The organism is Amycolatopsis nigrescens CSC17Ta-90 (assembly GCF_000384315.1).
GTDB classification, from domain to species: Bacteria; Actinomycetota; Actinomycetes; order Mycobacteriales; family Pseudonocardiaceae; genus Amycolatopsis; species Amycolatopsis nigrescens.
This window is the reverse complement of sequence record NZ_ARVW01000001.1, coordinates 4,856,871-4,869,759: the sequence shown is the minus strand read 5'-3', so window position 1 is coordinate 4,869,759 and position 12,889 is coordinate 4,856,871. Positions and strand designations below refer to the sequence as shown.

Sequence of the window (12,889 nt, the reverse complement as noted above, 5' to 3'; positions counted from 1 at the left end):
TCTGAGAGGATCTGAAGCCTCCGACCACATGTAATTCGGGAGGCAGCATGTCCAGCGACAGCTCGTCCAGCAGCACGCCTCGACTCCGGGAAGCACCGGACCGCAACCTCGCCATGGAGCTGGTCCGGGTGACCGAAGCGGCCGCGATGGCGGCGGGCCGGTGGGTCGGCAAGGGCGACAAGATCGGTGGCGACGGCGCGGCGGTGGACGCCATGCGCCAGCTCGTCTCGACCGTTTCCATGCGCGGTGTCGTGGTGATCGGCGAGGGCGAGAAGGACGAGGCGCCGATGCTCTACAACGGCGAAGAGGTGGGCAACGGCGACGGGCCGGACTGCGATGTCGCGGTGGACCCGATCGACGGCACCACCCTGATGGCCAAGGGCATGCCCAACGCGCTGGCCGTGCTGGCGGTCGCCGAACGGGGCGCGATGTTCGACCCGTCCGCGGTGTTCTACATGGAGAAGCTCGCCGTCGGCCCGGAGGCCGCTGGCGCGGTGGACCTGGCCGCGCCGATCGCGGAGAACATCCGGCGGGTGGCCAAGGCGAAACACAGCGGCGTCTCCGACGTCACCGTGTGCATCCTGGACCGGCCCCGGCACGAACAGATCATCAAGGAGGTCCGGGAGGCCGGCGCGCGGATCCGGTTCATCTCCGACGGCGACGTGGCCGGCGCGATCGCGGCCGCCAGGCCGACCACCGGGGTGGACATGCTGCTCGGCATCGGCGGCACCCCGGAGGGCATCATCGCGGCCTGCGCGATGAAGTGCCTCGGCGGTGAACTGCAGGGCAGGCTGTGGCCGAAGGACGACGCCGAGCGGGAGAAGGCGCTGGCCGCCGGGCACGACCTGGACCGGGTGCTGGGCACCGACGACCTGGTGCGCGGGGACAACGTGTTCTTCTGCGCGACCGGCGTCACCGACGGCGACCTGTTGCGCGGGGTGCACTACCGCTCCGGCGGGGCGACCACCCAGTCCATCGTGATGCGGTCCAAGTCCGGCACGGTCAGACTGATCGATGGCTACCACCGGCTGACCAAGCTGCGCGCGTACGCCTCGGTCGACTTCGACGGCAAGCTCGACGCCGAAGACCCGGTCGCCGACGAGGACATCGTGCCGCCGTTACCGTAGGAGGGACCATGGGGCGCCGTTCGCTCGCCGCGGTCATCGCGCTGATCTGCACGTTCGCCGGTGCCTCACCCGCGTCGGCGGTCCAGCCGCTGATCGTCGGCGGGGCGGCCGCCGACCAGGTCTACCCGTTCAACGTGTCGCTGCAGTCGGCCTCCGGGGAGCACGTCTGCGGCGGCACGCTGGTCAAGCCGGTCTGGGTGGTCACCGCCGCGCACTGCGTGCAGGGCCGCGAGCCGACGACGCTCACCGTCCGGATCGGCAGCAACAGCCTCGTCGAGGGCGGCGAGGTCGGCACGGCCGCGGAGCTGGTGGTCCATCCCGACTACAACCCGTCCGGCGCCGGGGGCGACATCGCGCTGGTCAAACTGGCCGCGCCGGCGCAGGCCGCGCCGCTGCCGATCGGCAGCTCGGCCGTGCCGGGGACGCCCACCCGGCTGCTCGGCTGGGGTCAGACCTGCCCGGAGAAGAACTGCGGCCCGCGATCCGAAGTGCTCCAGCAGCTGGACACCAAGGTGGTGGACGGCGCGGGCTGCACGGCCGAGTTCGACGGCACGGTCGAACTGTGCACCGACAATCCCGGTGGCACCGCGGGCTCCTGCTACGGCGACTCCGGCGGCCCCGAGCTGGTGCGGCTCGAGGAGACCTGGCGGCTGGTCGGGGTGACCAGCAGGCCGGGCAACAAGAACCCCACCTGCGCCACCTCGCCGTCCATCTACACCTCCGCGATCGCCTACCAGCCCTGGCTCGACCAAATGACCTCGTGAGTGAAAACGGTTGCTCCGGCAACCGTTTTCACTCACGACCGCCGACCTGCGGAAAGGCCGCTACTCCACGTTGGACGAATGGCCGGGGAACAGGTGCGCCTCCGGGTTGAGCGCCACCGCCAAGTTGTTCACCGCGGTCGCCGCCTCACCGAACCCGGTGGCGATCAGCTTCACCTTGCCCGGGTAGGAGGCCACGTCGCCGGCGGCGTACACCCGGCTCACCGCGGTTTCCATCCTGCTGTCCACCTCGATGGCCCGGTGTTCGATCTTCAGCCCCCAGCTCTCCAGCGGCCCGAGGTCCGCGGTGAACCCGAGCGCCGCGACCACGGTCTGCGCCGGGAGCACCTCCGGCTCGGCGCCCTTCGCCTGCACGACGGCCTCGGCCAGCCGCCCGGCCCCGTCCGCGCGCATCTCGGTGACCTCGGCGTCGGTGATGATCCGCACGCCGAGATCCCGCGCCTCGCGCACGATCGACTCGGCGGCGCGGAACTTGGCGCGGCGGTGCACCAGGGTGACGCTCTTCGCGATCGGATGCAGGGCGAGCACCCAGTCGAACGCGGAGTCGCCGCCGCCGACCACCACCACGTCCTGACCGCGGTGCACCTCGAACTCGGGCACGAAATGCACCATGCCGCGGCCGAGCCAGCCGTCCCCGGCCGGCAGCGGGCGCGGGGTGAACTCACCGATGCCGGCGGTGATCAGCACCGCGCCGGCGCTGATCACCTCACCGCCGTCGAGGGTGACCTCGAGGCGGGACTCGACGTGCGCGAGCCGTTCCGCCTTGCGGCCGAGCAGGTAGGCGGGCTTCCACGGCGCGGCCTGCGCGATCAAGCTGTTGACCAGGTCTCGGCCGCGCACGGCGGGAAAACCGCCCACGTCGTAGATCATCTTCTCCGGGTACATCGCGGTGATCTGGCCGCCGGCTTCCGGCAGCGAATCCACGATGGCCGTCTTCAACCCCCGGAAGCCCGCGTAGTACGCGGCGAACAGTCCCGTCGGGCCGGCGCCCACGATCAGCAGGTCGACCGTGTTCCCCTCAGTGGGTGAGCTCATCGCTCCCCGTCCTTTCCGCCAGTGGTGGGTGGCAGTCGTCACACGCGAGCCTAGTGCGCAACGCCACCGCGCATGTCGAGTCTCGCTCGGGGCAGACTGGCGGCATGGCTGAACAGGACTACCGGATCGAACACGACACGATGGGCGAGGTACGGGTGCCCGTGGACGCGCTGTACCGCGCGCAGACCCAGCGGGCCGTCGAGAACTTCCCGATCTCCGGCCGTGGCCTCGAGCGCGCCCAGATCCGCGCGCTCGGCCTGTTGAAAGCCGCCGCGGCCAGGGTGAACGCCCAGCTCGGCGTGCTGGACGGCGACCTTGCCGGCGCCATCGCGAAGGCCGCCGACGAGGTCGCGGAAGGCGCGCACGACGCGCATTTCCCGATCGACGTCTTCCAGACCGGGTCGGGCACTTCGTCGAACATGAACGCCAACGAGGTGATCGCGACACTGGCCACCAGGACGCTGGGCGCCGACGTTCATCCCAACGATCACGTGAATGCTTCCCAGTCCTCCAATGACACTTTCCCCACCACCATCCACGTCGCCGCCACCGAAGCGGTGCTGACCGACGTCATCCCGGCGCTGGATCAGCTGGCCACCGCGATCGAGGCGCGCGCCGGCGAATGGGCCGAGCTGGTGAAGTCCGGTCGCACGCACCTGATGGACGCGGTGCCGATCACGCTCGGCCAGGAGGCCGGCGCGTGGGCCGCGCAGGTGCGGTACGGCATCGAACGGCTGCGCAGCGGGCTCCCCCGGCTCGGTGAGCTGCCGATCGGCGGCACCGCGGTCGGCTCCGGTCTGAACGCGCCGGAGGGTTTCGGCTCGGCGGTGGCCGCGGAGCTGGCGAAGGTGACGGACCTGCCGCTGACCGAGGCCCGCGACCACTTCGAGGCGCAGGCCACCCAGGACGGCGTGGTGGAAACCTCGGGGCACCTGCGCACGGTTGCGGTGTCGCTGAACAAGATCGCGAACGACCTGCGCTGGCTCGGTTCCGGGCCGCGCACCGGGCTCGGCGAGCTGGCGCTGCCGGACCTGCAGCCGGGTTCGTCGATCATGCCGGGCAAGGTGAACCCGGTGATCCCGGAGGCCACCCTGCAGGTGGTCGCGCAGGTGATCGGCAACGACGCGGCGGTGGCCTTCGCCGGTGCGCAGGGCAACTTCCAGCTCAACGTGAACCTGCCGGTGATCGCGCGCAACGTGCTGGAGTCCGCGCGGCTGCTGGCCGCGGTGGCCAGGTTGCTGGCGGAGAAGGTGTTCGCCGGGGTGACCGCGAACGTCGAGCAGCTGCGCGCGTACGCCGAGGGCTCGCCGTCGATCGTGACCCCGCTGAACTCCTACATCGGCTACGAAGAGGCCGCCGCCGTCGCGAAGCAGGCGCTGAAGGAGCGCAAGACGATCCGCGAGGTGGTGCTCGAACGCGGCCACGTGTCCAGCGGCAAGCTCACCGAAGCCCAGTTGGACCAGGCCCTCGACGTCCTCCGCATGGCCCACGGCGGCCGCTGACCCGACTGTCCGTGAAGGCCACCTTGCCTACGTTGAAGGTAGGCAAGGTGGCCTTCACGGACTGCGGCGGCGGGTGGCGAGGCCGACCAGGACGCCGAGGCTGACCAGCGCGATTCCGGCCAGGTCGGCGAGCTGCGGGGTCTGCGCGCCGAGCAGCACGGAGACCGCCAGGCCGGACACCGGCATCACGCCGATCAGCACCCCGGCACGGTCCGCGCCGAGGGTGGACACCGCGAAGTACCAGCACACGAACGCGACCGCGGTGACCAGCACAGCGAGCACCAGCAGCGCGATCAGCTCCCGCCCGTCCGGCAGGCGCCAGGCCGACCCCCAGTCGGCCAGGGTGCCTGCCACCGCGCCGCCCGCCGCCGCGGTGAAACAGCTCCACGTGGCGGTCGCCAGCGGCCCGATCCGACGCACCAAGCCCACCGCGAGCAGGGTGAAAGACGCTTCGCAGAGCATCGCCAGCACGGCGAGCAGCAGCCCGGTCCCGCCGCCCGAGCCGCCACCGGAAAGCACCACCACCCCGGCCGCGGCCAGCAGCGCACCCAATATCGGGGTGGCCGATGGCCGCCGCCCGGCCAGCAGCGGCGCGCAGATCGCCAGCACCAGCGGGCTGCCGCCGAGCACCGCGGCGACCAGTCCCGGTTCGGCGTGCCGCTGCGCGAGCAGCAGGCAGGCCTGGAAACCGATCATCCCGGTGGCCGCCAGCCCGGCCAGCGCGGGCAGGTCCGACCAGGCCGGCCTCGGCAGCGGCCGTCGCCTGAGCAGGGCCCAGCCGAGCAGCAGCAGCCCGCCGAGCGCGTAGCGCAGCGCCTGGCCGGTGAGCAGCGGATAGCCGTCCAGCATGCCGGTCACCGGCACCGAACCGCCCACGATGGCCGAGGTGGCGACCCCGGCCAGCACTCCGCACCGGGCGGCGGGCACCCGCACCGGCGAGGAGGTCGAAACCGTGGTCATGTGCTCAGACTGGCGGTCAGGTGGATCAATTCACAGGACCACTTGATCAGTTTTAAACTGAGCCAATTAGCGACGTCGGACTTGTCCTGCTGCAACACCTTCCACTCTTCAGCCAAGTCCACATCGGACACTTTGTCGGTTTCCGGCCGGCGCAGGCTGTTCTCCAGCGCGCGGGTCAGCCTTGGTCGGTGACTTTCCAGCCTGGGTCTGGCAGTACCAGGCAGCGCCCGGCGCGGACGTGGATACTTGTCGACATGAGCAACACGGCAGAGCTGGGCACCTTCCTCAGGTCCCGGCGCGCGGCACTGGACCCCGCCGAACTGGGCCTGCCGGCCGCGCTGAATCAGCGGCGCGTGGCCGGGCTGCGGCGCGAGGAGCTGGCGCAGCTGGCCGGGATCAGCGTCGACTACTACACCCGGCTGGAGCAGGGCCGCGGGCGCAACGTGTCGGACTCGGTGCTGGACGCGCTGGCCCGCGCGCTGCGGCTGCGCGAGGACGAAGAGACCTACCTGCGCAACCTGGCCACACCGAAACGGCGGCGCACCCGGCCGTCGAAGCCGCAGCGCGTGCGCCCCGGCCTGCGGCGGCTGCTCGACTCGGTGACCGTGCCCGCGTTCGTCGCCGGCCGTTATCTGGACGTACTGGCCTGGAACGAACTCGGCGGCGCGATCGGTTTCGAATTCGCCGCCTATCCGGCGTCCGAGCTCAATATTCCCAAGATGTTCTTTCTCGACGAAACCGCGCGCGATCTGCATCCGGAATGGGAGACGGTGGCCAAAGAGGTCGTTTCCAACCTGCGCTCGGACGCCGGCAAATATCCGGACGATCCACGGCTGCCGCAGCTGGTCGGCGAACTTTCCTTGCACAGCCCGGATTTCCGCCGACTGTGGGCCGGGCATTCGGTACGGGAAAAGGCACACGGGACCAAACTCATCCGGCATCCGATCGTCGGCGATCTCGAGCTGCGCTACGAGACGCTGCGGCTGCCGGACGATCCGGGGCAGGCGTTGATCACCTACACCGCCACGCCCGGTTCACCGACCGAGCAGGCGCTGGCGATGCTCGCCAGCTGGGTCGCCGGCACTGAAAAGGCTCGACGAGTGGTCTACGAGTAACCTTGGCTGGGATGGCCGAAGAACGGACCACTCTGCGAGAGCTACTGCTGCCGGCGCTCGCCGGCGCGGGTGGCCGGCGCGGCAAGGCGGCGGAGGCCGCGCTGCGCGCCGCGATCCGCTCCGGGCGGCTGCCGGCCAGGACCAGGCTGCCGTCCAGCCGTGACCTTGCCGGGCAGCTCGGCCTGGCCCGCGGCACGGTCACCGCGATCTACGAACAGCTGGCCGCGGAGGGCTACCTGCTGAGCAGGCACGGCTCCGGCACCACGGTCGCCCCGCTCGGCGACCTCGACCACCGGCCGGCGCCAGCACCCGTGCAACACCCCACCTGGGTCTTCGACCTGCGTCCCGGCCTGCCCGCGCTGGCCGCTTTCCCGCGTGCCGAGTGGCTCGGCGCCGAACGGGACGCGCTGGCCGCGATGACCGACGCGGAACTCGGCTACCCGGACCCCGCCGGGCACTCCGGGCTGCGCACCGAACTGGCCGGTTACCTCGGCCGGGTCCGCGCGATGCCCACGTCGCCGGAGGACATCGTGATCACCAGCGGCGCCGCGGAGGCGCTGACCCTGATCGCGCAGGTGCTCTACGCCAGGGGCCAGCGCCGGGTCGCGGTGGAGGACCCCAGCCACCGCGAGCAGGCCGGCCTGCTCGCCTACCACGGGCTGCGCCCGATCGGCATCCCGCTCGACGCGCACGGCGTCCGGGTGCCCGAGCTGGCCGTCTCGGACTGCAGCGCGGTGCTGGTCAGCGCCGCGCACCAGTTCCCGCTCGGCATGGCGCTGAGCCCGGACCGGCGGCGGGCGCTGCTGGACTGGGCGAAGGCGAGCGACGGAGTGGTGCTCGAGGACGACTACGACGCCGAGCACCGCTACGACCGACCAGCGCTGGGCGCGATCCGCGCGCTCGACCCGGACCGGGTGCTCTACCTCGGCAGTGTGAGCAAGGTGCTGGTGCCCGCGCTGCGCATCGGCTGGCTGGTCGTCCCGCCCGCGTGGCGCGCGGAGCTGGTGGAGGCCAAGCGCCAGCACGACCTCGGCTGCTCGGCGCTGCCGCAGGCCGCGCTGGCCGGGCTGCTGCGCTCCGGCGGTTACGACCGGCACCTGCGGCGCACCCGGCGGCTCTACCGGCAGCGCCGCGACGCGCTGCTCGCCGCGCTGCGCACCGCATTACCGGACTGGCGGCCGGTGGGTATCGCGGCCGGGCTGCACGTGGTGGTCCGGCTCCCGGAGGGCACCGACGACGCGGCCCTGCAGCGCACACTGGCCAGGCACGGGATCAACGCGCCCGCCCTTTCCGGCTATGCGCATTCCGCCGCCGGGCGCCCTTTTCCCGGCCTCGTGCTCGGCTACGGCGCGACCCCGCCGGACCGCCTCCGCGCCGCCGTCACCACCATCGCCCGCCTGCACCAGCCCGTCCCTTAAGGCCACCATGAGGGCGTCCAACGCCCCTAAGGTGGCCTTAAGGGACGTTCACGAGACGTCGAGGAGGGACTTGGCGACCTCCCTCGCCGCGCGGACGGCGCCGGGCACGACACCGAGCGAAGCGGTGACGGTGGCTCCTTCGAGCAGCACGAGCAGGGTGTCGGCGAGCTTGCCGGGGTTGTCCAGGCCGGCCTGTTCGGCCAGCTCACGCAGGTAGTCCAGCAGCCAGCGCTTCTGCTCGGCGATCACCAGACGGCCGGGGTGCGCCTCGTCGGTCAGCTCGGCGTGCGCGTTGACGAAACCGCAGCCACGGGTGTTCTCCCTGGCCATCCATTCGTCGAGCGCGTCGAAGACCAGCAGCGGCCGCCGCGCCGGGGCCACCCTGGGCCGTCCCTCCACCGCCTCGCGGACATGCGCCCGCCAGCGCTCGTCCCGGCGCCGGAGGTAATGGCCGATCAGGGCGTCCTTCGAGCCGAACCGGTCGTACAGGGTCTTCTTGGTGACCCCGGCTTCGGTGGCGATGGTCTCCACCCCGACCGCGTGGATTCCGTTCTCGTAGAACAACTTCCCGGCCACGGCGAGCACCCGCTCCGCCGCCGGGGTCAGTACCGCGTCCTGGTTCATCCCAGCAAGTATACCGACCGGTCTACCGGGTGGCCGGAATCGCTCGACCTGAACTTGTCGGTGCCGAGGGGGATGATGTCGACATGTTGTTAGCCGATGTGGTCGCCGCCTCCGCCGCGCTGGCCGCGACCCGCTCCCGCAAGGTGAAGATCGCGACGCTGGCGGAGCTGCTGCGCGCGGCCACGCCGGACGAGCTGGGCGCGGTGGCCGCGTTCCTCACCGGTCAGCCCACCCAGGGCCGGATCGGCACCGGCTGGCGCACCCTGAGCGAGCTGGAGACGGCCCCCGCCGCGGCGCCCGAGCTGACGGTCTCCGAAGTGGACACCGCGCTCGGCGAGGTCGCGGACGCCGCCGGCAGCGGTTCGACCGGGCGCCGGGCCGGCACCCTGCGCGCCCTGTTCGGCCGCGCCACCGCCGGGGAGCAGGACTTCCTGTTCCGGCTGCTCACCGGCGAGCTCCGGCAAGGAGCGCTGGAAGGGGTGATGCTGGACGCGGTCGCCGCCGCGGCCGAGGTGCCCGGCGAGGCGGTCCGGCGGGCGTTCATGCTCTCCGGGCAGCTGCCGGTGACCGCGCTGGCCGCGATGTCCGGCGGCGAGCTCGCACTGGCCGAGCTGCGGCTGCGGCTGGGCAGGCCGATCCGGCCGATGCTCGCCTCCCCGGCCGAGTCGCTGGAGATTGCCTTGGCGGAGAACCCTTCCGCGATCGTCGAGTACAAAATGGACGGTGCCAGGGTGCAGGTGCACCGGGACGGCGACGAGGTGCACGTCTACACCAGGACGCTGCGGGAGATCACCGGGCACGTGGCCGAGCTGGTCGAGCTGGTGCGCGCGCTGCCGTGCGAATCCGTTGTGCTGGACGGGGAAACCCTGGCGCTGACCGACGACGGCAGGCCGCGGCCCTTCCAGGAGACGATGAGCCGCTTCGGCAGCACACGTGAGGAGCAGGTGCGTGCTCTGCTGCTGCGGCCGTACTTCTTCGACTGCCTGCACCTGGACGGGGTGGACCTGCTGGACGCCCCGCTGCACGAGCGCAACGCCGCCCTGCGCAAGGTGGCCGGTGAGCACGTGATCCCCGGGCAGGTCGGCGTCTCTGGTGCGGCGAAGCTGCTCGAAGACGCGCTGGCCGCCGGCCACGAGGGCGTGATGGTCAAGGCGCTGGACTCGCCGTACGCGGCGGGCCGTCGTGGCCGCGCCTGGCTGAAGGTGAAGCCGGTGCACACCCTGGACCTGGTGGTGCTGGCCGCGGAGTGGGGCCACGGCAGGCGCACCGGCTACCTGTCGAACCTGCACCTCGGCGCGCGCGACCCGGACGGCGGCCCGCCGATCATGGTCGGCAAGACGTTCAAGGGCCTCACCGACGAGCTGCTCACCTGGCAGACCGCGAAGTTCCAGGAGATCGAGGCGAGGCGGACCGACTGGACGGTGTACGTCCGCCCGGAGTTGGTGGTGGAGATCGAGCTCGACGGCGCGCAGACCAGCACCCGCTATCCCGGCGGCCTCGCGCTGCGGTTCGCCAGGGTGGTGCGGTACCGCCCGGACAAGGATCCCGCCGACGCGGACACCATCGACGCGGTCCGCGCGACCATCCGTTCCTGATCTCAGCCGCGGACGCGGCGGAAGGCGTTGAACGGGTCGCTGAGGCCGGCGTGCACCAGCGAGCGGATCGCGCCACGGCCCAGCTCGACCGGTTTTCCGGCGGCCACCCGGTGCATCTGCTGGGTGTGCCACTGGATTTCCAGCCAGCTGTCGGCCAGCCGGATGCCGGTCCGCGGGCACAGCCGCTCGGCCCGGATGTCCGCACCGGCCAGCAGCCGCGCCGGCAGCCCGGGGTCCACGGTCAGCGGCCTGCCGAGGCCGATCACGTCCAGCGCTCCGGACCGCAGCGCCTCGGCCATGCCCTCGGCGGTGCTGAACCCGCCGGTGACCATCAGCGCCACATCGCTGACCTTGCGCGCTTTGGCCGCGTAGTCGAGGAAATATGCCTCGCGACGCACCGTGCTCTCCCGCGCCATGCCCATCATGGCGGCCTTCTCGTAGGTGCCGCCGGAGATCTCCAGCAGGTCGATCCCGGCGTCACCCAGCTCGCGGACGACCTCGAGCGACTCGTCTTCGCCGAATCCGCCGCGCTGGAAGTCGGCGCTGTTCAGCTTGACCGAGAGCGGGATGCCGTCGCCGATCTCGGTGCGGATCCGCCGGACCAGCTCGAGCAGGAAGCGGCGCCGGCGAACCGCGTCGCCGCCCCAGGCGTCGGTGCGCTCGTTCGTCAGCGGCGACAGGAACTGCGAGATCAGGTAGCCGTGCGCGCCGTGCAGCTGGATACCGGCGAACCCGGCGTCGACGAAGGTACTGGCGGCGAGCGCGAACCGGTCGATGATCGCCTCGATCTCACTCCCGGTGAGCGCGCGGGGCTTGGCGAACACCGAGCGCACGCCGCGGTCGGCGAACGGGACGGCCGAAGGCGCCACCGGCTGCCGGGACAGGAAGCGCGGGCTCTGCCGGCCGGGGTGGTTGAGCTGCGCCCAGAGCTGGGCCGCGGTGCCCTCGACCGCACGCGCCCACGGCTGGTAGTCGGCGACCGACGGGACGGTCGGCAGTGCGACATTGCGCGGCTCGCCGAGCGCGCGGGGGTCGACCATCACGTTGCCGGTGCACAACATTCCGGCGCCGCCCCTGGCCCAGGTCCGGTACAGCTCGGCGAGCTCGCGGGTCGGGCCGTTGCGGCGGTCGCCGAGTTGCTCGCTCAGCGCCGACTTGGCCAGCCGGTGCGGCAGTATCGCGCCGCAGCGCAGTTTCAGCGGTTCGGCCAGCAGTTCCACCGCGGTACCTGTGGGCATTCGGCCACCTCTCACCTACTCACGCGTAACCATACTCGCAAGTAGCATACCGGCGGTAGGTCGAAGTGGACAGTCCAGTTAGGGTCGGGACATGGCGGCGATCGTGCAGAACGTGGTGACCTCCGGCGTCTTCGAGCTCGACGGCGGGCAGTGGGACGTGGACAACAACGTCTGGCTGATCGGCGACGACAACGAGGTCATCGTGATCGACGCAGCGCACGATGCGGCCGCCATCGCCGACGTCATCGGCGACCGCGAGGTCCGCGCGATCGTCTGCACGCACGCGCACAACGACCACGTCAACGCCGCCCCGGAACTCGCCGGGCGTACTGGCGCGCGGATTCTGCTGCATCCGGAAGACAGGGTGGTCTGGGATCTCACCCACCCGGACCGCGCCCCGGACGGCGAACTCGCCGACGGGCAGACGCTGAGCATCGCCGGCACCGAGCTTCAGGTGCTGCACACCCCGGGCCACGCGCCGGGCGCGGTCTGCCTGTACGCCGCGGACCTCGGCGTGGTGTTCACCGGCGACACCCTCTTCCACGGCGGCCCCGGCGCCACCGGACGGTCCTTTTCGGACTATCCGACCATCCTCCTGTCCATTCAGGACAAGCTTTTCGCGCTCCCGGACGAGACCGAGGTGCGCACCGGCCACGGCGACAGCACCAGCATCGGCGCGGAAAAGGCCGGCGCTAGCGACTGGCCGCAGCCCTGACCCCGAACGGGTTGTCGATCACGTAGCGCCAGCGCCCGTCTGCGCCCCGGCGGGCGACGTCGGTCGCAGTGCCCTCGACCAGCAGCCCCGGCCCTTCGATCACCCAGTCCACGATCAGCAACGCCAGCTCGCCCGCCACATGCACCTGCCGCGGCCGTACCGAGATCGGCAGGCCGAGCGAGAGCAGCTCCTGGTTCGCCGCCCGCCGCAGCGCCCCGGTCACCTGCTCTCCGTCCTGCCGGACGAACACCCCGTCCGGCTCGTAGACCTGCTCGACGGCGTCGGCGTCACCAGTGTTGAAGGCTTCCGCGAAAACGAAGGGATGCTGTCCGGGATCGGTGGTCAGGGGGACACTGGCCGGGTGTTCGAGGTTCATGAGACCAGCAAAGCGGCGACCGGAATGGGTCACCAAACGGAAACCCACGGTTTCGACCCCGAGCTGGTGCCCGACGAGCGGGGCCGCACCAGCCGCCCGGAACCGGACTGCCCGGTGGAGGTCGCGCTGGCCGCGATCTCCGGTCGCTGGACCACGCTGGTGCTGCGCGAGCTGATGAGCGGGCCGTGCTCGTTCGGCGAGCTCCGCGGGCGGCTGCCGGAGCTGACCGCGAAAGTGCTGTCCGAACGCCTCGCCACCCTGGTCGAACGCCGCCTGCTCAGTCGCGAGAAGCTCCCCGGTTTCCCCGCCCGCACGCGCTACCGCCTGACCGAGACCGGGCTGCGCCTGCGGCCGCTGCTGATCGAGCTGTATCGCACCGGCGTCGCCCTGACCACGTCGTGA

The 12,889-nt window shown here is 71.4% G+C and carries 13 protein-coding genes; 8 read left to right on the top strand and 5 right to left on the bottom strand.

Annotated elements, in window-relative coordinates; all coding sequences use genetic code 11:
- Window positions 1–47 precede the first annotated feature (47 nt).
- Together glpX and AMYNI_RS0123195 are read left to right on the top strand one after the other, a co-directional pair.
- A complete protein-coding gene (glpX, locus tag AMYNI_RS0123200) occupies window positions 48–1,127 on the top strand; it encodes a class II fructose-bisphosphatase (protein ID WP_020670448.1) in 1,080 nt (359 codons plus the stop codon).
- An 8-nt stretch (window positions 1,128–1,135) separates the two neighbouring features.
- A complete protein-coding gene (locus AMYNI_RS0123195; RefSeq protein WP_020670447.1) occupies window positions 1,136–1,891 on the top strand; it encodes a S1 family peptidase in 756 nt (251 codons plus the stop codon).
- A gap of 60 nt (window positions 1,892–1,951) precedes the next feature.
- On the opposite strand, the gene AMYNI_RS0123190 is transcribed toward AMYNI_RS0123195, so the two are convergent.
- The gene (locus AMYNI_RS0123190; RefSeq protein WP_020670446.1) at window positions 1,952–2,944 is read right to left on the bottom strand and encodes an NAD(P)/FAD-dependent oxidoreductase; all 993 of its coding nucleotides are present in this window, start codon (window positions 2,942–2,944) and stop codon (window positions 1,952–1,954) included.
- 104 nt (window positions 2,945–3,048) lie between these two features.
- On the opposite strand from AMYNI_RS0123190, the gene AMYNI_RS0123185 reads away from it, so the two are divergent.
- Entirely contained in the window at window positions 3,049–4,446 is a 1,398-nt protein-coding gene (locus AMYNI_RS0123185) for a class II fumarate hydratase (RefSeq protein ID WP_020670445.1), read from the top strand.
- A 54-nt stretch (window positions 4,447–4,500) separates the two neighbouring features.
- Here AMYNI_RS0123185 and AMYNI_RS0123180 read toward each other — a convergent pair whose 3' ends face one another.
- The gene (locus AMYNI_RS0123180) at window positions 4,501–5,406 is read right to left on the bottom strand and encodes a DMT family transporter (RefSeq protein ID WP_020670444.1); all 906 of its coding nucleotides are present in this window, start codon (window positions 5,404–5,406) and stop codon (window positions 4,501–4,503) included.
- A gap of 254 nt (window positions 5,407–5,660) precedes the next feature.
- Between AMYNI_RS0123180 and AMYNI_RS0123175 the strand changes: the two genes are divergently transcribed.
- Both AMYNI_RS0123175 and pdxR read left to right on the top strand, forming a co-directional pair.
- Complete coding sequence (locus tag AMYNI_RS0123175; RefSeq protein ID WP_020670443.1) at window positions 5,661–6,521, top strand: helix-turn-helix domain-containing protein; 861 nt, start codon at window positions 5,661–5,663, stop codon at window positions 6,519–6,521.
- An 11-nt stretch (window positions 6,522–6,532) separates the two neighbouring features.
- The gene (pdxR, locus tag AMYNI_RS0123170; protein WP_020670442.1) at window positions 6,533–7,939 is read left to right on the top strand and encodes a MocR-like pyridoxine biosynthesis transcription factor PdxR; all 1,407 of its coding nucleotides are present in this window, start codon (window positions 6,533–6,535) and stop codon (window positions 7,937–7,939) included.
- A 48-nt stretch (window positions 7,940–7,987) separates the two neighbouring features.
- Here the strand turns inward: pdxR and AMYNI_RS0123165 are convergent, their stop codons facing one another.
- On the bottom strand, window positions 7,988–8,563 hold the full coding sequence (locus AMYNI_RS0123165; protein WP_020670441.1) for a TetR/AcrR family transcriptional regulator: 576 nt from the start codon (window positions 8,561–8,563) through the stop codon (window positions 7,988–7,990).
- A gap of 83 nt (window positions 8,564–8,646) precedes the next feature.
- Between AMYNI_RS0123165 and AMYNI_RS0123160 the strand changes: the two genes are divergently transcribed.
- Complete coding sequence (locus AMYNI_RS0123160) at window positions 8,647–10,158, top strand: ATP-dependent DNA ligase (protein WP_026360816.1); 1,512 nt, start codon at window positions 8,647–8,649, stop codon at window positions 10,156–10,158.
- A gap of 2 nt (window positions 10,159–10,160) precedes the next feature.
- Here the strand turns inward: AMYNI_RS0123160 and AMYNI_RS0123155 are convergent, their stop codons facing one another.
- Window positions 10,161–11,396 (bottom strand): NADH:flavin oxidoreductase/NADH oxidase family protein, encoded by a 1,236-nt coding sequence (locus AMYNI_RS0123155; protein ID WP_040405903.1) that lies wholly within the window; start codon window positions 11,394–11,396, stop codon window positions 10,161–10,163.
- A gap of 91 nt (window positions 11,397–11,487) precedes the next feature.
- Here AMYNI_RS0123155 and AMYNI_RS0123150 point away from each other — a divergent pair, with 91 nt between their 5' ends.
- Window positions 11,488–12,111 carry an MBL fold metallo-hydrolase gene (locus AMYNI_RS0123150; protein WP_020670438.1) on the top strand — a complete coding sequence of 208 codons (624 nt, stop codon included), beginning with the start codon at window positions 11,488–11,490 and terminating at the stop codon, window positions 12,109–12,111.
- On the opposite strand, the gene AMYNI_RS0123145 is transcribed toward AMYNI_RS0123150, so the two are convergent.
- Window positions 12,089–12,487 carry a YybH family protein gene (locus AMYNI_RS0123145; RefSeq protein WP_020670437.1) on the bottom strand — a complete coding sequence of 133 codons (399 nt, stop codon included), beginning with the start codon at window positions 12,485–12,487 and terminating at the stop codon, window positions 12,089–12,091. The two genes, AMYNI_RS0123150 and AMYNI_RS0123145, sit on opposite strands and share 23 nt — an antisense overlap.
- A gap of 24 nt (window positions 12,488–12,511) precedes the next feature.
- Here AMYNI_RS0123145 and AMYNI_RS0123140 point away from each other — a divergent pair, with 24 nt between their 5' ends.
- Window positions 12,512–12,889, top strand: a complete 378-nt coding sequence (locus AMYNI_RS0123140; RefSeq protein WP_020670436.1) for a winged helix-turn-helix transcriptional regulator — start codon at window positions 12,512–12,514, stop codon at window positions 12,887–12,889.